The organism is Sunxiuqinia dokdonensis, from assembly GCF_001270965.1.
GTDB classification, from domain to species: Bacteria; Bacteroidota; Bacteroidia; order Bacteroidales; family Prolixibacteraceae; genus Sunxiuqinia; species Sunxiuqinia dokdonensis.
This window is the reverse complement of sequence record NZ_LGIA01000032.1, coordinates 13,559-34,910: the sequence shown is the minus strand read 5'-3', so window position 1 is coordinate 34,910 and position 21,352 is coordinate 13,559. Positions and strand designations below refer to the sequence as shown.

Genomic DNA, 21,352 nt, shown 5'->3' with positions numbered 1-21,352 from the left:
AAAAGAAAAGTCCGTGACTTTTGGAAAAAAGAACAAAGACTTTTGCCATGATTTATACCTAGGGTTTCCAATTTATCTTTCTTACCCAATCATGAAGGTTCAATATTGATGACCTCCCATCTTTTTGTAATACGCTCCAGCAGATCATCAAATTTCTTATGCTGCATATTCGCAAACAGCAAGCACTGAATTTTAATCGATCCGTCTGAAATCCGATACACGAGTGGATGATGGCGGTTTGGGAAAATTGTTTCGGCATCGTCAACCACCAGCAGCTTAAGGTTGGCACATGGTATTCCGGTGGTACTCAGCAGTTCGTTAATTCGCCTGGGAGTTCCGATCAGAATGTCGAGTCCTTCGTATATCGTGTCTTTCTGAAATTGGATGCTTCCCTGATCAAATACGGTAAAAGTACGCAGGTTGGTGTGCTGTCCCAACAATTGGAATTGTGCTTCCAATTCGAAGGCTTTTTCTTTATTGTCAACGATAATAATCGCCCTGGGTGCTTCCTCAAAGGCCTCTTTCAGTTGCTGGATTACCCCAATAACAATGGTTGTTGATTTTCCAGACCCTTCCGGTGCAAACACAAGCAGGTCAGCCCCCGATTTGATTTTTGGAATGCAAATCGTTTGAATCTCCCGGGGTTCTTTATCAAATCCTTGATCAATCATGCCTGCGACCAATTCCGGATGTAGTTTTTTTAGCTTCATTTATTTTCCGATACAGAAATTCTTAAAAATATGTCCCAGCACTTCATCGTTGCTGATTTCGCCTGTTATTTCACCTAGATAGTGCAGGCATTCGCGGATGTCCTGCGCCAGAAAATCGCCACTGATTCCGTTATTTAAACCATGGATTACACGCACCACCGCTTGATGAGCATTGGTTAGCGCTTCGTAGTGGCGGATGTTGGATACAATGACATCGCTGCCTTCGGCTTGTTGCAGGTTAGCGTTTTCTTTGAGCAGTTCGATCAATGATTCGAGGTTTTGATGCGATTTTGCGGAAATAAAGACCAAGTCTTCATTTTCACCCAAGATGAAAGCATCAAGCATTTCTTTAATCTTCGCGTTGCCGCCTAAATCGGCTTTGTTGCCAACGATGATTAGTTGTTGATCCTGGATGCGCTCGCGAATCAACTCCACCCGCTGCTTGATTAATTCAATGGGATTCGATAAGTCGGTAACCAAGAGCACAATTTCGGCTTGCTCCAGTTTGCTGTAACTTCGTTCAATACCAAGGTTCTCAATGTGATCGATGGTTTCGCGGATGCCGGCCGTGTCGAAAAAGCGAAACGCTGTCCCGTCAATATTGACCACATCTTCAATCACATCGCGGGTTGTGCCGTGAATGTCAGATACGATGGCCTTTTCTTCATTTAAAATGGCATTGAGCAGGGTAGACTTGCCCACGTTGGTTTCGCCAACAATGGCTACCGGAACCCCGTTTTTCAAAACGTTGCCCAGCTTAAATGAGCTGGCCAGCTTGTTGAGCAACCGCTCGATTTTCTCTGTCAGATCAATCAATTGTTTGCGGTCGGCAAACTCCACATCTTCTTCGCTGAAATCCAGCTCCAATTCAACCATGGCGATAAAATGCAACAACTGATCGCGCAGTTTTTTGATTTCACCGGAAAATCCCCCACGCATTTGTTTTAAGGCCATTTTATGGTTGGCCGCATTGCTCGACGCAATCAGGTCGGCCACAGCCTCGGCCTGCGACAGGTCCATTTTGCCATTCAGAAAAGCCCGCTGGGTAAATTCGCCGGGACGTGCCATGCGGGCACCAGTTTTCAACAGCAATTCGAGCAGGCGTTGCTGAATGTAAGCCGAGCCGTGACAGGTAATTTCAATCACATCTTCGCCAGTAAACGAATGGGGCGCACGGAACAAAGAAACCACGACTTCGTCAATGATTTCGGGCCCTTCGCTAATTGTTCCTACATGCAGCGTGTTCGCTTGCTGGTCGGCCAGCTTTTTATTTTTAACCGGTGAACGAAATACCTTGTCTGCAATTTCAATGGCTTCTTCGCCCGACAAACGTATGGTAGCAATGGCGCCAATTCCCGGAGAAGTAGCGATGGCACATATAGTGGATTGATCAATCATCATTTTCAACTTTATGGATACAAAAGTACAAAACGGATAGGTCGGTGCAAGGTGATCAGTTGAAACAAACTCAAAAACAAATTATTTTTCAAACTTAAAATGTTTGAAATAAATGACAGGCAGCTCTTTGATCCGAAGGTTTTCGTGGGCGAACCAAACATTGAAAAGGCGCTCGGCCATAAAACCCATAATTCGTTCCTGGTAGCCCTGATAATCACTTAGCTTGATTCGTCGTTCGAATTCAAAGAGCAGATCAAAAAGCCAGCTCATGCAGCGATCAAAATCAGGTCGTTTCATGATGAACATGTTGTTGGCGTACAAACGTTTCCCGTCCAACACCTGTTGCAGCGCGTTTAAATAATCCGGACATCGTTCATTGATAATCGCTTCAATCAACTCCAGATCCGACGGATTATGGTACCTGGCGTAATGCCTGCGCACGGTATATTTTAACTTTCGTTGCTGTGGTAGAATGAGATCGTGGGTTTGCAATAAGGCAAGAATCTCATCTTCAGTTAAAATTCGTGGCTTAAAGAGCGCGATATTCTTGGTGTAAATCAGTCCGAAACGTTTCTTCTGCAAACCCGCGAAATAGTAAAAAAATCGCTTGATGCGATAGGGTAGTGGCTCATCCTTTTGAGAGAAGAAACGCCTGTAATGCACGCTGCCAACAATATCCTGCTGTGTGTTTTTCCACACCCAATAGATGCCGGTTAACTCGCTGTAATAACGATTTTTTTCAGAAATAGTATCACCGGTATCATCGCCCAATAAATCTGAATTCTGTACCAGTGCGTTTCCTGCCATCATTGGAAGATAGGGCAGGTCACCGGCAATAACCGGCGCTGTTTTGTAGAAAAAAGTATATATTTCCAGGTGTGATTCGTTTTGCATGAGACACTTCTTCATATTCTAAGAATAATCAAGCGGTTTTGGACAGAAACCAGTTTACGATTTTTGCGCTAAAGGTATTCAATAATCTTTTGTCCTGTTGCAGCCCAATCCGATTCAATTCTTCAACCAATTCTTCAATTTCCCAGTTCTTTTCACCATATTTTCGAACTAAGCGTCGCCATTGATTCCTATGCCTGATCCGGTGCTTTAGGCTTCGGTTCATCACCACGCGTTTTTTGATAATCGGAACGCCTTCTTTGACCAGCTCAGCATAGTATTTATGCATCACGTTTACTGGTCGCGACACACCTTGTTTTGAAGCATAGCCACGGCTGTTGATAAAAGTCTTGCAGCTTAGCTTGTTACTAAGTAAAAACTGCGTAAGTCCGATTTCCCAGTCGTTGATAATCTTTTGCCGTAGTTTTTTCAAGTCTGTCTCCCGTCTTAATTGCTCGAAGTCCATTTTTGAAAGATAGGCTTGAAGCAATGGAATTGCATTCGCATTAAAAACCACAAAATGACTCTGAACATGATAGTTACTTTCGTGGCTTGAGAACCACGGCCGTTCCTCTGAGTCCACCAATCCCCAAAAGTCGACTGTTAAATTCCGACTCCAGTCAAACAGGAAATTCAGCCGGCCTAAAAGAATATTCGAATCATTAATACATGCAATCTGGCTATATTCAGAGGGGTTGATGGCCTTGAATCCTTTGTAGAACAATCCAAAGTCGTACCCTTCGTTTTCTTCTATCTGAATTTTGATGTTTGATTTTAGAATATCCCGTGAACTGCTAACGACTTCGTTGGTCGTCACCATCCTCACCTCGTCAAAATGATGCGAAAGCTCGTTTAAGTAGTACCGCACATACAAAGGAAGATATTCATCAATAAAATGATGTAAGAACAGGCAAAGCTTTTTTCCTTTTTGCTCCATAATTTATATAAGCCGATTACTTGGGGCGACAAAGATGCTTTTATTTTCGTATTTATACAATATTATAAACCGGGGCAATCGTCTCCTGTTGGTCAGCGCAAATACTTGTTATTACCCGTAAAGCCATGACACTTTAAGTATTTGAATGATGTGGTTCACATGTTCAAAAGAACAAGGAGATGGCAAAACAGGATTGCGGTTTAAGCCTTTTGGTGGATTTTCCAGATAATGTTATATCTTTCCTGTCAGATACATGGATTGAATCAAAGGTTTGGATCTCATATTGTTAATCTATTTTTGTTATTGGTATGAATAAGTTTGCATCTCAATTATACTGGAACATCGTTCCGAAATTTATTCGAAAAAGAATCCTTTCCTGGCGGCTTCCACTTGCTATTATTAAATACTATGAAGGTCGGCCGGATCGTCCGTCTGAAGACATTCAGCAAGCATTAAGCTACCTGAAAAAAAATTCTTTAGCCATATTTCCCTATGATTTTCAGAATGAATATCGTGCCGGAGACATTGAGGTCTTTGAAGATATGGAAAAGGGCATGCGCTATGTGTTTCAGGAGGGGAAAAGGCTTTATTTCAAGAAGAAATGGGACAGGCGAAAAATCAGAAGAGTGTATAATCTGCTAAAAAAAGAGCAGGATATTCGGAGTCCGCACCGCTATTTGACCGACGAATTTCGGTTCGAGGCAGGTGACGTACTCGTTGATGTAGGTGCCGCCGAGGGAAATTTGGCATTGAGTGTTGTCGAAAAAGCGTCAAAGCTGATCCTCTTCGAGGCAGACAAAGATTGGATTGCACCACTGCAAGCTACTTTTGAACCTTGGAGAGACAAGGTGACGATAGTGCAGAAATTCGTAAGCGACCTTACCAACGAAACCAATACCACCCTCGATGACTATTTATCGCTTGAACAATCGGCTGTATTTTTAAAAGTTGATGTCGAAGGAGCAGAATCTCGTTTGCTGAAAGGGGCCAAACGGATCTTGGCCGAACAAACACCGCTGAAACTGGCTCTTTGCACTTACCATAAACAAGAAGATGAGAAAACGTTTTCCTTGTTGTTGAATGAAAAAGGTTTTGACTTTTCAACTTCCGAGGGCTTTATGATCTTTTACCACGATAAAAACCTGAAAGCACCCTATTTCAGGAGGGCACTGCTTAGGGCCGTAAAAAAATAGCCGGACCTTGGCACCCGGCTTTTGCGCCTGAAACCAGACTACCTGCCAGCTAAATCCCTGATGGTTTGCCTAAGGATGCCGACCTCCAGTTCAAGCCCTTTAACCTCCTCTTCAAGCGCCTTTATACGGTCTTGCAGATCAAGCACCTCCCGGTTATCGGCCGAAAAGTCAGGCTCAGAAAAGGGGAGGGTTGCTGCTATTTCGCGAAAGAAGTTGTACTGAAAGAAGACCGATAGTTCCGCCAGCTTTTGCACCTGTAACGTTTCCCGCTTCATCATACCTGCTGCCGAAGCGGGATGCATGTTCAGGCCCCGGGCCAATTCGGCTACCGAAATTTTTCTTTCTTTCATGATGCTCTTAATGCGCGGCATAATTGCTATTCGTTCCATAATAAGCCAGTTGATATTTTTACCAATCACTCAATTCAAAATACATAAAATCAGATGTAATATACAACAAAATATATTCATATAGAATATAAGGGTGTTCAATTTAGAATGATTGTTATCTAAACTTCATCGACCTATATTTAAAAAGAATAAAGCTATAGTTTGTTTGAATATAGATTAATTCGTTTAGAATAGATCACGATGTCTTATTAATTTATTCCTATTATTTTTGAATCAATAGCCATGTTTTTTACATCAATATCTATTCTATTCAAATAGAAAGCGATATTTTTTAGGCAACACCCTGTTATTTTTGAATATGATTTAATGTTTTTTGAATAAATGAGCCTTATTGCAGATGCTTTTTATCTGTATTTCTTAAAATGGCTCCACCTTCCTCTGCAAACAAGTGTCCGGTACACACCAAAAGACGGTATAAGCAAGGCGATGCGTTTAGCCTTTAAAAAAGGAGACTTCCGGTTTCCGATATTTTATTACTTTTACCCGAGATTCAAAATTCAAAAAATTAAATCATTTATTATGAAACTTCTTGAAGGAAAAACGGCTATCGTTACCGGTGCATCAAGAGGCATTGGAAAAGCAATTGCCATTAAATTTGCCGAAGAGGGATGCAATATCGCTTTCACCGATCTTTTTGAAGATGAAAATATGAAGGCCACCGAAGCGGAAATCGCAGCATTGGGTGTAAAAGCCAAAGGTTACGCTTCGAATGCCGCCGACTATGCGGATACTGAAAAGGTAGTTGGAGAAATTGCCAACGAATTCGGGCAAATCGATGTTTTGGTGAATAACGCCGGAATTACCAAAGATACCTTACTGATGCGTATGACGGAAGACCAGTGGGATGCCGTGATTAATGTCAATCTGAAGTCGGTTTTTAACTTTACCAAAGCGGCTCAGAAAACCATGCTGAAACAACGCTCCGGCTCCATCGTTAACCTGAGCTCGGTGGTTGGTGTTAGCGGAAATGCAGGGCAGTCGAACTATTCAGCTTCAAAAGCAGGGATCATTGGATTTACCAAGTCGATTGCCAAAGAGCTCGGTTCACGGGGCGTTCGCAGCAATGCCATTGCGCCGGGATTCATCATCACTGAAATGACCGCCAAAATTCCGGAAGATGCACGCAAGGCCTGGGAAGCCAATATTCCGATGAAACGTGGCGGTACGCCCGACGAAGTTGCTAAAACGGCGCTATTCCTGGCTTCTGATTTATCGAGCTATGTGAGCGGACAGGTGATTAATGTTTGCGGTGCCATGAATACCTGATTGGATTGAAAAGATAATCATGAGCCGTCATCGAATTCAGGTGGCGGCTTTCTTTTTTCCACATTTTTATGAAACGAGCCTTATTTTTCGGATTGACGACACTGGACATTCAATATTACTCAGATGAATTTCCTGAGGCAAATGTGAAAGTGAAAACCGATCCTCCGGAGTTTTTTGTTGGAGGTCCGGCAACCAACGCGGCGGTTGCTTATGCGGCATTGAATGGGGAAGCCAACCTCTTGGCAGCCATCGGTGAAAGTCCTTTTCGTTCCCTGTTTATCGATGATTTTCGTTCCACCGGGGTAAGCTGTCTGGATTTATTGAAAGACCAGCAAGTGCAGCCCGTCCTGGCCACTGTGATCACTTCGTCGGGCGGGCAACGGACAATTTTCACCCACAATCCCCGCAAATTGGCTGTTTCGTTCGACGAAAAAAAGCTTTTTGATGAGCACCGGCCTGAGTTGTTAATGCTGGATGGCTTTTATCCTGAAGTGGCGGGCAGGCTTGCCAAAGAAGCAAAGAGTCGGCAAATCCCCGTTGTTTTTGACGGAGGCAGCTGGAAGCCACATCTGCCAGAGCTGCTGCCATTTGTTGATGTGCCATTTGCTCCAATGATTTCTATCCGCCCGATTGCCGAACTTCCGAAGCTGTTTTTGCGTTTCTTGATCAATTTTCAATTGCCCATCAGGCCATCACCCGGGGAGCAAATCCAATTTTGGTGAAGACTTACAATCAGATTGATTTTCTGCCTGTTCCAAAGGTTGAAACCATCGACACCCTTGGTGCAGGTGATTTCTTTCATGGAGCGTTCTGCTATCATGTATTAACTAAAAATTCTTTTCGGGATGCACTTCAAAAAGCCGCCGATTTTGCGTCCAAAACCTGTTCGTTCAAAGGAACGCGGCAATGGCTGAATAAACTCAAATAAGGTCTTTTCTTTCAATTCGATTTTTCATAACTTGTGTGCTTCATTGTGTTGTGCCAAATTCATGTATAAACGAAGTATTGCTTTTCAGTTAGGATTTTACGTGCTAACGGCTGTTGTCGTCGTCATTTCCATGATCGTGTTTATCAACTACAAACACAGCAGGGAAATTATCATGGAAAAGATTGAGGAAGGTGCTATTCATCAATCAAGTTTGATTATTAACGAAATTACCGCAAATGTCGTTAATGCACAGGAAGTTACGCGAAATGTTTCCAACCAGGCGCTGTACTATCAGTCACATAACGACCTTCATGCGTTTCTTCACCAGGTTGTGAAAACCAATCCCGTGCTCAGTGGATTGCACGCGCAATTGTTTGAAAATTCCGATACGCTCACTTTATCGTCCTATTGGAACAAAGATGGACAATTGGTGGACAAAGTGGATTCTGAATTTTGTTCGGTTTTCAGATATCCTGAGTTGGTGGAACTGGCCACAGTGGAAAAAGCAGGTGTTTGGTCTGATCCGTTTTACTGCCCGATGGATTCGACGACGCTGATGATTTCGTATTTTCGGTCCGTGTTTAATGAGTTGGGCGAGCCCGTAGGCGTTGTTGCCGGAGACATTAATCTCAAGTTCCTCAATCAAGCCATTGATGATATTCAAGTTGGGACTAGTGGTTTTGCGTTTGTCGCCTCAGCCGACGGATTCTACTTAACTCATCCGCAGCCCGACTGGGTGATGAAAAGAAACCTGTTTGAAACCTCTTCTCAAATATTCAACGGCGATCGCGAATACTACCGGCAAATCCTCGAAAATGGAAAAACGGGCTCTGGTTTTGCCTTCCCTGAACTTCTTGATTTTGAAAAGAGTTGGTTTTATTTTTCTCCCATACCCTATACCAACTGGCGGGTTGTTATTGTCATTCCAACCAAGGAATTATTTGATGATCTGGATATCGTATTTCGCAAAATTTTATTGGTCGCATTATTGGGTTTTGTGCTGATCTTGTTGGTTGTGGTATTGATTTTTAATAAGCTGTTTACACCTCTCAGACAGATCGTTCGCTCAATCCAGCGGTTTAGTTTTGGCGAAAGGGGCAGAAGAGGAAAGAAAAATGAAATTGAATTGTTGAGCGAGAGCCTAAACGAATTACAGCTTCAATACAGCACCTACCTGGCCGAACAAAACCAGGTGAGGAAAGACAAACGCAAATACGAAAAGGACCTGAAATCGGCCAAGGAAATTCAGCGAACGATTATTCCGCAGGACTACAGCTTTTTGGAAACGCGCAAAGAAATCGACCTTTATGCCGTCCTTCATCCTGCGGAAAGCATTGGCGGCGACTTGTACGATTTCTTTTTTATCGATGAAAAACACTTGCTTTTCACCATGGGCGATGTTTCCGGGAAAGGTATTCCAGCAGCGCTTTTTATGGCGGTAGCCAATACCATGATCAAAAGCAAATCGACCGAATTATCAGCCCGAAACATTGTGGATGTGGTAAATAAGGCATTGAGCAAAGAAAATTCGAACCAGCATTTCTTGACCTTGTTTCTGGGAATCCTGGATGTGAAAACAGGTATTTTGGATTACTGCAATGCCGCCCATAATTATCCATTTGTTTTAAGAAAGGACAAAGGGATGATGCAACTTGAGCAGACTCATGGCTTACCAATCGGACTTTATTCAAGCAAAAGCTATAAGTCGCATACCTTAGTATTGTCAAAAGGCGATGTTTTGTTTTTGTACACCGATGGTGTTACCGATTGTAAAAATCCATATGGCGAAATGTTCGGAATGGAGAAATTGGCTAAATTTATGGAGACGGCCGAAAACCCGGAGCCAAAAGCCTTGGTCGAGCAATTGATGGATGAGTTGATGAGTTTTAAAGGAGAAACGGCACAGGCTGATGACATTAGCCTGATGGCGCTTCAGTTTCTTGGGAAATACCAGTAATGTGAATGAACGCGTCAGCCGGTTAATTGTTACTCTGAAAAATACAGCTCGAGCCGGGTGCCTTGGAGTATGTTGATGCTGGTCATTTTTCTTCATATCGCCTGAAGAAAAAAGTTACGGGTATTTTATCATAAACAATTTCTCATGAGTTTATTTTTACAAATAGCAATCATTGTCGCAGGAATCATTGTTGGGATTTTTGTCGCATACCTCATTATTGGGCGGATCCGAAAGTTAATCCACAGGAATTCGGGAGAGCGCGTTGGCCTTAAAATCATCCGCCTGATTAGTTTTCCATTCATTTGCCTGGTTGTTTTAATTGCAGGGAGCACGTTATTGCCAGCTACAGGGCTAGCCGATGAGCTACCTTTTGATACCGGCATTGGACTTGGTATTATTTACACAATTGTTATCGCTTGGTTGAGTATCAATGTGATTCGGGGCATCAAGGTTTTTGTTCTTGCGAAATACGACATTTCGATAAAGGATAACCTGAAGGCGCGAAAAATTCATACCCAACTTTCGGTTCTCGAAAGAATGCTGATTGCCATTGTGGTCATCATTTCCATTGGTATAATCCTGATGACCATACCCCAAATCAGGAAAGTTGGCGTGAGCCTGCTGGCCAGTGCCGGTATTGCCGGTATCATTATCGGCTTTGCTGCTCAGCGAAGTATTGCCTTGATTTTGGCCGGATTCCAAATTGCAATAACACAACCGATTCGGCTCGAAGATGCGGTTATTGTGGAAGGAGAGTGGGGGTGGATTGAAGAAATTACGTTGACTTATGTTGTTGTTCGAATTTGGGATAAACGCCGACTTATTGTTCCCATCACGTATTTTATTGAAAAACCATTTCAGAACTGGACCCGCACCTCGGCTGAAATTATGGGAACCGTTTTTATTCATGTTGACTATGGTTTTCCGGTTGAAGAAATGCGGAAAAAATTGACCGAAATATTGAATCAATCAGATTTATGGGATGGGAAAGTCAATGTCCTACAAGTGACTGACCTGAATGACCGGACGATGGAATTAAGGGCATTGGTGAGCGCATCAGATTCACCCAAAGCCTGGGATTTGAGAGTTCATGTTCGTGAGGCCTTAATCCGGTTTGTTCAGGATGAGTATCCGCAGTTTCTTCCCAAAGGACGGATTAAGTTTGATGAAACGTCGGAGCCAAAAATTCAGCGATAAAAAAAGGCCGGAATATCCGGCCTTAATGTTCTTATAATCGTTCGTTTCACTACCTTACTTTTCTGTTTTGTCTTTGGTGGCGAGTATCCGAACTTTTATCTTTTCGTTCTTTTTATCGTAGCCAATCGAAATAGTGTCACCCTCGACAATCGAAGCCTTAATAATCACCTCTGCCATTTCATCTTCCAGGTATTTCTGAATGGCTCGTTTCAACGGGCGTGCACCATATTGCGAATCAAAGCCCTTTTCAGCGATAAAATCTTTGGCGGTCCGTGATATTTTCAATTTGTAATTAAGCGATTCTACCCGTTCGTACAGGTCTTTTAGTTCGATATCGATAATCTTGAAAATGTCTTCTTTCGTCAACGTGTTGAACATGATGACGTCGTCAATCCGATTTAAGAATTCTGGTGCGAAAGCACGTTTCAGCGCCTTTTGTACAATGTATTTGGCCTGTTCATTTTCTTCTTCGGGCGTTTTCTGTGTTGAGAATCCAACACCGCGGCCAAAGTCTGTCAACTGGCGGGATCCAATATTGGAAGTCATAATGATGATGGTATTCTTGAAATCAATATTTCGTCCCAAGCTGTCGGTCAACCGTCCTTCGTCAAGCACTTGCAGCAGCAAGTGGAAAACGTCGGGATGCGCTTTTTCAATCTCATCAAGCAAAACAACTGAGTATGGTTTGCGGCGAACTTTTTCTGTCAGCTGACCACCTTCTTCGTATCCAATATACCCCGGAGGCGCGCCTACCAAGCGCGAAACTGAGAATTTCTCCATGTACTCGCTCATGTCGATGCGAATCAACGAATCAATGCTGTCAAATAAATATTTGGTCAGCACCTTCGCCAACTGGGTTTTTCCGACACCGGTAGGGCCCAGAAAAACGAAGGAACCGATGGGCTTGTTCGGATCTTTCAATCCGGCTCGGTTACGTTGGATGGCTTTTACAATTTTTGCGATGGCATCATCTTGGCCAACAACGCTTCCTTTTAGTTTTGCCCCCATATTCATCAGGCGAATTCCTTCGGCCTGGGCAATGCGTTGAACCGGAACACCTGACATCATGGCCACTACTTCTGCCACTTTTTCTTCTTCAACCACCTCACGGTGGCTAATCAATTCCTTTTCCCAGGCTTCTTTTTCCTGATCCAGGAGTTGAAGCAGGTTTTTTTCTTTATCCCGGTAGCTTGCCGCGACTTCAAAATTTTGGCTTTTTACAGCTTTGATTTTCTCTTCGCGCGTACTTTCAATTTTCTCCTCAAGTTTTACAATGCGGTCGGGCACATTGATGTTCGAAATATGGACACGTGAACCTGATTCATCCAGTGCATCAATCGCTTTGTCTGGCAAAAACCGGTCAGTGATATATCGTGCCGTCAATTTAACGCAGGCTTCAATGGCTTCTTTCGAATAAGTTACGTTGTGATGATCTTCGTATCGTTCTTTGATATTGTGAAGAATTTCGATGGTTTCATCCACTGAAGTTGGTTCAACCATCACTTTTTGGAAACGGCGTTCCAGCGCACCATCTTTTTCAATTTGCTGCCGGTATTCATCCAGGGTTGTGGCACCAATGCATTGAATATCGCCACGGGCCAGTGCTGGTTTCAGCATATTGGCAGCATCGAGCGAGCCTGTAGCGCCACCGGCTCCTACAATGGTGTGAATTTCGTCGATAAACAAAATGACATTGTTCACCTTGGCCAGCTCGTTCAGAATCGCTTTCATGCGCTCTTCAAATTGTCCCCGGTATTTCGTTCCGGCTACAATGGATGCGATATCGAGGCTAACGACCCGCTTGTCGAACAGAACCCGTGATACTTTTTTCTGAATAATTCGAATGGCCAGCCCTTCAGCAATGGCCGACTTTCCAACGCCCGGTTCACCAATCAGGATGGGATTGTTTTTCTTACGACGAGAAAGGATTTGTGCTAAACGCTCAATTTCCCGCTCACGCCCAACAATCGGATCGAGGTTGTTCTCCTCGGCCGCTTTCGTAATGTCAATGCCAAAATTATCCAAAACCGGTGTTTCGGATTTGGAGCTGCCAACTTTCTTGGAAGAAGAACCGGATGGGGGTTGTTGCTTTGAAAACGGATCATCCATGTCGTCTTCATCGCCAAAATCAGATTTGGCTTCCGGCTGTTTGTAGTCTTCAAGTCGCGATTTCAAAATGTAGTAATTCACGTGAAATTCGCTTAAAAGCGACGAAATTTGACTGTCTTTATCCTTTAAAATAGCCAAGAGCAAATGGCCCGTATTAATGGTTGGACTGTTGAAAGCTCTGGCTTCGAGATAGACGAGTTTAAGCGCTTTTTCAGCTGATTTTAAGAGTTGAACGGAAGCTTGCGGATCAATAATGTTATTTGTGCGAAGCGCTAGTTCAATGGCTTCTTTTATTTCTGATAGATTGACTCCCAAATTGGTGAGTATGTCTATTGCAATTCCTTCTCCTTCTCTCAAAATTCCCAGAAAAATATGCTCAAGCCCAATCTGCTCGTTTCCTAACCTAATAGCTTCTTCGCGGCTATAGGTTAAAACGTCTTTTATTCTTGGTGAGAATTGAGAATCCATAATAAACTGTCTTAATAAATTTGTAACTCATTCCTTCTAACAAATACTATTCCGAAATGTTGGGAATCTGGCTTTCCCTAAAAACACAAAGTCAAGCATAAAAATAGGCAATATTTATTGAGTCTCTGCTTTATTGACAGGCTTTTTTAAACAGCCTGGTGTTAAAATCTTGTTTCATTTTGGAAATTAAAAGCTGCCCAAAATGACTGATTTTATTAGTATTTTTATATTTTTGTAAGTCAAAATTTTTCAACATAAAATTTCTTTAAAAGGAGGATTAAATGGCTGAAGGCGAAAAAATTATAAAAATAAATATTGAAGAGCAGATGAAGTCTGCTTACATCGATTATTCGATGTCTGTCATTGTGTCGAGGGCGCTGCCCGACGTGCGTGATGGCTTAAAACCGGTTCACAGACGTGTGTTGTACGGAATGAATGAGTTAGGGATTTTTTCCAACCGCTCATACAAAAAGTCGGCAAGGATCGTCGGAGAAGTTTTGGGTAAGTACCACCCGCATGGTGACTCTTCTGTTTATTTCACCATGGTACGTATGGCCCAGCATTGGTCGCTCCGGTATCCGTTGGTTGATGGGCAGGGAAACTACGGTTCCATTGATGGTGACAGCCCTGCTGCCATGCGTTACACTGAAGCCAGACTGGCAAAGATTGCGGAAGAGATTTTGCAGGATTTGGATAAAAACACGGTTGATTTTCAGCCAAACTTTGATGAGTCGTTAAATGAGCCAACTGTTTTGCCTACGCGGATTCCAAGCTTGTTGGTAAACGGGGCATCAGGTATTGCAGTCGGAATGGCAACCAATATGCCACCCCACAATCTGTCGGACACCATTGATGCCATCGTAGCATACATTGATAAACGCGATATCGAAATCGCTGAGCTTATTCCAATTATCAAAGCTCCCGATTTTCCTACGGGCGGTATCATTTATGGCTACCGGGGCGTGGAAGAAGCTTATGAAACAGGACGTGGACGGGTTGTTTTACGCGGCAAGGCCCATATTGAACTGACACCCAACGGACGCGAAAAGATTATCGTTACCGAAATTCCATACTTGGTTAATAAGGCAGAATTGATCATGAAAATCGCCGAATTGGTGAATGAGAAGAAAATAGAAGGAATTTCAAATGTTAACGATGAGTCTGACCGCGATGGCATGCGTATCGTTATCGACATTAAGAAAGATGAAATTTCGAATGTCGTTTTAAACAAGCTTTATAAATACACGCAATTACAAAACAGCTTCAGCGTCAACAATATCGCACTGGTTAAAGGTCGCCCAAAGATGCTGAATTTGAAAGACCTCATTCGCTATTTTGTTGAACATCGTCACGATGTTGTGGTTCGGCGTACCCAATTCGAATTGGATCAGGCCGAAAAACGCGCGCACATTTTGGAGGGCTTGATTATTGCCAGCGACAATATTGATGAGGTAATCGCCATCATTCGGGGATCAAAAACACCTGATGAAGCACGGGAGCGACTGATGGAGAAATTTGAACTGACAGAAATTCAGTCTAGGGCTATCGTCGAAATGCGACTGCGTCAATTAACCGGCCTCGAACAAGATAAATTACGTTCAGAATATGCGGAGGTGATGCAATTTATTGATCGCTGCCGCGAAATTTTAGCCAATGAAGAACTTCGGATGGGGATTATTAAAGACGAATTGCAAGAGATTAAAGCTAAATATGGAGACGAACGGAGAACCGAAATCGTTCCTGATGCAGAAGAATTTAATCCCGAAGACTTTTACGCAGATGAAGAGATGGTGATTACCATTTCGCATATGGGCTATATCAAACGGACGCCACTCACCGAGTTTAAAACACAGGGCAGGGGAGGAACCGGCTCGAAAGGCGGAACAACACGCGACGAAGATTTTCTGGAGCACATGTTTATCGCGACCATGCACAACACCTTGCTGCTCTTCACCGAAAAAGGAAAATGTTTCTGGCTGAAGGTTTACCAAATTCCTGAAGGTACGCGAACCTCTAAAGGACGAGCGATACAGAATCTGTTAAACATTGAACCCGATGACCAGGTATTGGCCTACAACAAGGTGAAAAAACTGGATGATCCGGAATACATCAACAATAACTATATCATCCTTTGTACAAAAAATGGTGTGATCAAAAAGACCTCGTTGGAAGCTTATTCGCGTCCACGACAGAATGGGGTTAATGCAATTACCATTCGTGAGGGTGATAAACTGCTGGAAGCACGCCTGACCAATGGCAATGAGGAAATCATGATTGCTGTGAAATCTGGCAAAGCTATTCGTTTCCACGAAAGTATTGTTCGGTCAATCGGCCGGACCGCTTCTGGGGTGCGTGGCATAACGCTTGGAAATGAGAACGATGAGGTAGTTGGCATGATCTGTGTAGAGAATGAGTCAGAAGACGTTCTTGTTGTTTCAGAAAAAGGCTACGGCAAACGGTCAAGTATTGAAGGATACCGCATAACCAACAGGGGAGGAAAGGGAGTTAAAACGATTAACATTACCGAAAAGACTGGTAGCCTGATTGCCATTAAGAGTGTGGTCGATGAAAACGATTTGATGATCATCACGCAGAACGGGTTGACCATTCGGCTTCCGATTTCATCGCTACGGGTCATGGGACGAGCAGCGCAAGGGGTTCGACTAATCAACCTGAAAGAAGACGACCGAATCGCGTCGGTAGCCCGGGTTACTTTTGACAATAGTAGTGAAATTGACGAAGCTGAGACTGGAGAAGATTTGATTTCTCCGGACAATAGTGAAGAAAACACTGAAAATGAACAATAAACGTTTTACATCCATGAGTTTGAAATGGATGGTAAAAAATTTAAATTTGTAAGAAAAATCTAAAAAATAAGAATAATCATGAAGAAAACTGTTTTTCTATTTGCACTTATAATTTCAGTAACAGCAGTGTTTGCGCAGAAAGGAAAGGTGTCCAGTGCGCAGAGTTATAAGGATGCCGGCAAGCTGGATCAGGCTGTCGAGACCATTGAGTTGACTATCGATCCAAGTAATGATAAATCTGATAAAACATTGGATTGGCCAAAAACCTGGGAAGTACGTGGTGAAATTTATCAGGCTGTTTATCAAAGCAAAGATGCAAACTATAAAAAACTGGCTGAAAATCCACTGGCAGAAGCTCTGAGGTCATATAAAAAGGCCCTTGAACTTGATGACAAGGGGCGGAACGAGAATAGTATTAAAATCAAACTAACGCTTTTAGTTTCTGATTTTACAGATCAGGCCGTTCAAGCTTTTAATGATAACAATTACGATCTTGCACTGCAATCATTCAAGCAAATTCTTGAAGTTCAGGAGATGCCGTTGATGAAAGATGACACAAACGCTGAAGTTGTTGATACGGTCATTATTTTCAACGCAGGCTTGGCTGCTTATAATGCCGAAAAGTATGACGAAGCAATTAAATACTACGAGGAAGCTGCTAAGCACGATTATAACGGCGCACGAACCTTCGAATTAATTTCATCAAGCTACATCTTGCAGCAAGATACTGCCAATGCAGTAGATGCTTTGCAGAGAGGTTTTGAAAAGTATCCGGACAACAGCTCGATTATGGTTGCTTTAATCAACATTTATTTGAACTCGAACAAAGTTGATGAAGCAATGAAATACCTGGAGTTGGCCATTAAAAATGATCCTGAGAACGCGTCGTTTCACTTTGCGCGCGGATCATTGTATGACAAAACCGGAGACACTGAAAAGGCAATTGAAGCCTACAAAGACGCCATTGAAATAAAGGAAGACTTCGCCGATGCGTATTATAATCTGGGGGCCATTTATTACAATAATGGCGTGAAGCAAATTGAAGTAGCCAACGCTGTGCCTACCAATCAACCAGACAAGTACGAGGAAGAAAAGAACAAAGCAGACGAGGTGTTCAAGCAAGCCATTCCACCAATGGAAAAGGCCGCCATGTATGCAGGTGCAGCCGAAGCAGCAAATGAAAATACCAAGCAAACTGAATTGAGTGCGTTGGAAACGCTGAAGACCCTGTACTATCGCTTGAAAATGATGGATAAGTTCGACGAGGTGAATGCCACATTGGAAGAACTAAAGCAATAATAAGATTAAATACAATTCAGAAAGGAGGGTTTCACTCTCCTTTCTTTTGAAATACAGAAATAACATAATATCAACTATAGGACACGAGTAAACCCGCAATACCAGTTATTCACTGTTGAGCAAACTTTCTCTGTTACCAAAACACCAAAAGCATATTTTAATCACAGCAAATCTGGTTTACTCATTTAAAATATTCTGACTAAATGCTTTTCTGATCATACCAGCACAAATCGATCTTTAAAACTTCTTTGGCCAGCTTTAAGTAAATCGCTCAACTACCAAGCACACGTTTGAATATTGAAATCTCAGCGCGTTGACGATTTAATGGAAAATGCCTATGGCAAATCATCAGAATAAATCCATCACAAGCCGCTACCAATTTGCATGCGATAATTTTCAAAATGCCCTGGATATTTTTGAATTACTTTGGAATCCACAAGATGAGTTCCGTCCATCTATCATCAACCAGTATATTTTCAGGAGCTATTAATAAAATTTACATGTGTGTATTCCTGTAATGCAAAGCAAAGCCATTACTCATTATCAGTCATTTATATTATTTACATTTGTTATTATGCAGATATTAAAGACTTATATCTCTCGAAATGTAGCCTGAATAGTCCTTAATAATTGGGGTATATTGTTCATGAAATAGCGTCGAAGAAACCAAAAAATCAGCCGTTGACCTATTCATAGCGACAGGAATGTTGTACAAGGTTGAAATTCTCAGTAACGCTTTCACATCAACATCATGCGGCTGGGGCTGCATCGGGTCCCAGAAAAAGATCAGCATATCAACAATTCCGTCAGCAATATGGGCTCCCAACTGTTGATCTCCTCCCAAAGGTCCTGATTTTAAACGAGTAACATCTGGAGGAAACGCATCGTTTTCCTGGCACTTTTGCAAGAGTGTTTCCTGCACCAGCTTCCCGGTAGTTCCGGTACATATGAGTTTATGATCGGCTAGCTCTTTCCAGTTAAAAGCCACCCATTCGATCATGTCTTTTTTACGGTTGTCATGTGCTACAATGGCAATGACCTTCTTTTGTTTGATTGTTTTCATAAAGATACTTTTTCCAAAGATAAGCTTTCCTTTAGCATAAATCAGATCGATATTCGTTCTGTATTTTGTCTTCTCTTCAAAAAAAAGCATGGACAGTTATTACCACCCATGCTTCTGAATTTTCGAATAGCTGTCAGAGTCTATTTGAAAATCTTTTTTAGGTCTTCCAGCCAATTGTCAATCCGTTTTTTCGATAGCCTGGCTTGATTCTCCTGATCCAATACCAGTCCTAAAAACTGACCATCTTCAATCGCATGAGAAGACTCAAAAGTATAATTGTCAACGTCCGTCATTCCTACAATCTCAGCTCCCCGATCGCGTAATAAACGCGCCAAAATACCAACACCATCGGCGAAGTTTTCGGGATAGCCAACCTGATCGGCAAGGCCATAGATCGCTACTTTTTTTCCTTTCATATCCATCTCTTCCATCGCCGGCACAAATTCGTCCCAGTAATGTGGTAATTCTCCGTCGAACCAGGTAGGAACACCCAAGATTAACTGATCATATGCAAGAAACTTCTCTTCGGCCAAATTATCAGCATCAACGACGTCAAGTTTCAAACTTTCCCCAAAGCTATCAACGATCTTTTGTCCAGCTTTAGCAGTTTTGTTTGAAGTAAAACTATAGATAATTGCAGTACTCATATTTTCTGTTTTTAATATGCAAGAATTTTCTTGGCGGCTTCATAAATTTTGTTTGTGTTGGGCAGAATGGCTCTTTCCAGTATAGGGTGAAACCCAACTGGGGTAAAAGGCGAACCAATGCGATGCACTGGCCCGTCAAGATACTCAAAAGCTTCTTCCATAATTGTTGCTGTAATCTCAGCCCCAAAGCCTGAGTGGACCTTATCTTCATGAACCACAAGCACTTTACCGATTTTTTTGACTCCATCTAGAATCGCCTCTTTATCCATAGGAACCAGCGATCGCAAGTCAAGAACTTCACACTCGATGCCTTCATCGGCAAGCTTTTGGGCAGCCTCGAGGCAATGATGAGTCGTATTGCCATAAGTTACAATGAATAAATCGCTTCCTGCTCTCCTTGTACGTGCTTTTCCAAAAGGCACTTCAAAATCGTCAGGAATGACAGTCGCTGCCTTGGGATCGTTATACAACGCCTTTGGCTCCATAAACATGGTCATTCCCCGCGAACGCATCGAGGTTCTTAAAAGTCCTGCAGCATCATCTGCGAAAGAAGGATATACAATCCGGACTCCAGGGATGGACGTTAAGGCTCCTTCAATGTTTTGCGAATGGTACAATCCACCACCAATGTAGCCCCCAGAAGCCAGACGGATCGTCACATTGGGTGTAAACTTTCCGTTCGAACGCCAGTAATCATGGCTGGAATCTACATATTGCTCCATTGCTGGCCAAAAGTAATCGGCAAATTCGGCACCCTCTACCACGATCCTAATTTTTTCACTAAATCGCGACATCCCGTTGGCAGTACCCATAATGAAATCCTCTGCAATTGGGGCATTAAAGATTCGTTTTGGACCAAACTCCTGCTGAAGACCTTTTGACACATTAAAAATACCACCCTTGTCTTTATTGGCCATATCCTGTCCCCACATAAATGTATCGGGATTATGCTTGAATTCCGCCTTTAATGTTTCATTCAAGGCGGTAATCAACTTCTTTTTATCGCCTTCTTCCTCGTGTGTTCCGTCCGGGTATTTTTCAGAAATATACGGTTCCGGAAGCACAAAATCTGGATAAGATTCAGGATCTGGGTCGGGAGCAGCCAAGGCTGCTTTGTGCGCCGCTTTCAGCGTTGCTTTAGCCTCTGCCTCAATTGCAGCAATCTCTTCTTCCGTAAATCGCTTATAACGAATCAGCAATCGCCTGAATTTAGCCAGTGGATCATAGTCGAGCACGTATTGACGCTCTGCCTCCGATCGATAAAGATCATGTCTGTCAGAGTTTGAATGTGAACGCATACGAACGCAATTGGCCTGAACAATAACAGGCTCACCAACTTCCAGCACATGTTTTTTAGCTTCAGTCATGGCGTTCATCGAATCAAAAACATCTTTACCGTTGCAGTGAATGATGCGCAAATTCTTAAAGCTTTTGAAGTTGTTGGCCACTTTCCGGGTCGCCGTCTGATCTTTTTTCGGGACTGAAATTCCGTAGCCATTATCCTGAACAGCAAAAATAACCGGTAGTTTTTCCTTAGAAGCACCATTGATGGCTTCGTAGACATATCCCTCAGACAAGGAGGATTCGCCCTGTGAACTTATAGAAACCGCTTTTTCTCCGTAGTACTTTATGGCTCGGGCAGCCCCTACAGCATGCAGGGTATGGTTTCCGGTAAGCGATGAAACATTGTGGATATTCCATTCCGGCTTGGCAAAGTGGTTCGACATGTGCCGTCCGCCACTTGAAGGGTCGGTTGCTTTTGAAATGCCGTTTAAAATAAGCTCTTCGGCGGTCATCCCCGCTGAAAAGGCCGTCAGCATATCGCGATAATAGGGAAAAAGGTGATCTTTTTGTTTTTCAAAAATCTGCCCTATCGCCAACTGAATCCCGTCATGTCCGGCATAAGGTGCGTGATACGACCACCCAATTGCCTGCTTCAGGTAATTCGGGGCTTTGTCATCAATAGCTCGTCCCAGCGTCATCAGCTTGAACCAGGACTCAAGTGTCTCTTTAGGCGTTGTTTTTATTGAATATACTTTTGGTATCGTTGTCATCTCTAAATTCTATCTATG

Annotated in this window: 17 protein-coding genes; 8 read left to right on the top strand and 9 right to left on the bottom strand. The window is 42.8% G+C overall.

The features are described 5' to 3' along the window. Nucleotides 1-89: 89 nt before the first annotated feature. From NC99_RS03910 to NC99_RS03895, 4 genes are all read right to left on the bottom strand, one after another. Nucleotides 90-710 (bottom strand): DEAD/DEAH box helicase, encoded by a 621-nt coding sequence (locus NC99_RS03910; RefSeq protein ID WP_053180071.1) that lies wholly within the window; start codon nucleotides 708-710, stop codon nucleotides 90-92. Continuing rightward, entirely contained in the window at nucleotides 711-2,111 is a 1,401-nt protein-coding gene (gene mnmE / locus NC99_RS03905; RefSeq protein WP_239684401.1) for a tRNA uridine-5-carboxymethylaminomethyl(34) synthesis GTPase MnmE, read from the bottom strand. 78 nt (nucleotides 2,112-2,189) lie between these two features. After that, nucleotides 2,190-3,002, bottom strand: a complete 813-nt coding sequence (locus NC99_RS03900) for a DUF4422 domain-containing protein (protein WP_053180069.1) — start codon at nucleotides 3,000-3,002, stop codon at nucleotides 2,190-2,192. A gap of 28 nt (nucleotides 3,003-3,030) precedes the next feature. Next, complete coding sequence (locus NC99_RS03895; RefSeq protein WP_053180067.1) at nucleotides 3,031-3,936, bottom strand: rhamnan synthesis F family protein; 906 nt, start codon at nucleotides 3,934-3,936, stop codon at nucleotides 3,031-3,033. A 308-nt stretch (nucleotides 3,937-4,244) separates the two neighbouring features. Between NC99_RS03895 and NC99_RS03890 the strand changes: the two genes are divergently transcribed. Next, the gene (locus NC99_RS03890) at nucleotides 4,245-5,129 is read left to right on the top strand and encodes an FkbM family methyltransferase (protein WP_053180065.1); all 885 of its coding nucleotides are present in this window, start codon (nucleotides 4,245-4,247) and stop codon (nucleotides 5,127-5,129) included. Nucleotides 5,130-5,167: 38 nt separating this feature from the next. Here the strand turns inward: NC99_RS03890 and NC99_RS03885 are convergent, their stop codons facing one another. After that, nucleotides 5,168-5,518 carry a helix-turn-helix domain-containing protein gene (locus tag NC99_RS03885; protein ID WP_157624422.1) on the bottom strand — a complete coding sequence of 117 codons (351 nt, stop codon included), beginning with the start codon at nucleotides 5,516-5,518 and terminating at the stop codon, nucleotides 5,168-5,170. Nucleotides 5,519-6,058: 540 nt separating this feature from the next. Here NC99_RS03885 and fabG point away from each other — a divergent pair. The 5 genes from fabG to NC99_RS03860 all read left to right on the top strand — a co-directional run bounded on the left by fabG (nucleotide 6,059) and on the right by NC99_RS03860 (nucleotide 10,887). After that, complete coding sequence (gene fabG / locus NC99_RS03880) at nucleotides 6,059-6,805, top strand: 3-oxoacyl-[acyl-carrier-protein] reductase (protein ID WP_053180098.1); 747 nt, start codon at nucleotides 6,059-6,061, stop codon at nucleotides 6,803-6,805. Between the two features lie 68 nt (nucleotides 6,806-6,873). Beyond that, on the top strand, nucleotides 6,874-7,527 hold the full coding sequence (locus NC99_RS03875; RefSeq protein WP_053180061.1) for a PfkB family carbohydrate kinase: 654 nt from the start codon (nucleotides 6,874-6,876) through the stop codon (nucleotides 7,525-7,527). Next, a complete protein-coding gene (locus NC99_RS22220) occupies nucleotides 7,482-7,733 on the top strand; it encodes a PfkB family carbohydrate kinase (protein WP_316930781.1) in 252 nt (83 codons plus the stop codon). Before NC99_RS03875 ends, NC99_RS22220 begins: the two co-directional genes overlap by 46 nt. A 61-nt stretch (nucleotides 7,734-7,794) precedes the next feature. After that, entirely contained in the window at nucleotides 7,795-9,690 is a 1,896-nt protein-coding gene (locus tag NC99_RS03865) for a SpoIIE family protein phosphatase (protein ID WP_082326294.1), read from the top strand. Nucleotides 9,691-9,834: 144 nt separating this feature from the next. Further along, a complete protein-coding gene (locus NC99_RS03860) occupies nucleotides 9,835-10,887 on the top strand; it encodes a mechanosensitive ion channel family protein (RefSeq protein WP_053180054.1) in 1,053 nt (350 codons plus the stop codon). Nucleotides 10,888-10,941: 54 nt separating this feature from the next. On the opposite strand, the gene NC99_RS03855 is transcribed toward NC99_RS03860, so the two are convergent. After that, nucleotides 10,942-13,464, bottom strand: a complete 2,523-nt coding sequence (locus NC99_RS03855; RefSeq protein WP_053180052.1) for an ATP-dependent Clp protease ATP-binding subunit — start codon at nucleotides 13,462-13,464, stop codon at nucleotides 10,942-10,944. 281 nt (nucleotides 13,465-13,745) lie between these two features. Between NC99_RS03855 and gyrA the strand changes: the two genes are divergently transcribed. Beyond that, a complete protein-coding gene (gyrA, locus tag NC99_RS03850) occupies nucleotides 13,746-16,271 on the top strand; it encodes a DNA gyrase subunit A (RefSeq protein ID WP_053180050.1) in 2,526 nt (841 codons plus the stop codon). Nucleotides 16,272-16,349: 78 nt separating this feature from the next. Beyond that, the gene (locus NC99_RS03845; protein WP_053180048.1) at nucleotides 16,350-17,570 is read left to right on the top strand and encodes a tetratricopeptide repeat protein; all 1,221 of its coding nucleotides are present in this window, start codon (nucleotides 16,350-16,352) and stop codon (nucleotides 17,568-17,570) included. A 583-nt stretch (nucleotides 17,571-18,153) separates the two neighbouring features. On the opposite strand, the gene NC99_RS03840 is transcribed toward NC99_RS03845, so the two are convergent. From NC99_RS03840 to NC99_RS03830, 3 genes are all read right to left on the bottom strand, one after another. Beyond that, a complete protein-coding gene (locus NC99_RS03840; RefSeq protein ID WP_193391992.1) occupies nucleotides 18,154-18,633 on the bottom strand; it encodes a methylglyoxal synthase in 480 nt (159 codons plus the stop codon). Between the two features lie 140 nt (nucleotides 18,634-18,773). Continuing rightward, nucleotides 18,774-19,280, bottom strand: coding sequence for a flavodoxin (locus NC99_RS03835; protein ID WP_053180046.1), 507 nt, complete (start codon nucleotides 19,278-19,280; stop codon nucleotides 18,774-18,776). Nucleotides 19,281-19,291: 11 nt separating this feature from the next. After that, the gene (locus tag NC99_RS03830; protein ID WP_053180044.1) at nucleotides 19,292-21,334 is read right to left on the bottom strand and encodes an alpha-ketoacid dehydrogenase subunit alpha/beta; all 2,043 of its coding nucleotides are present in this window, start codon (nucleotides 21,332-21,334) and stop codon (nucleotides 19,292-19,294) included. Nucleotides 21,335-21,352: the final 18 nt, after the last annotated feature.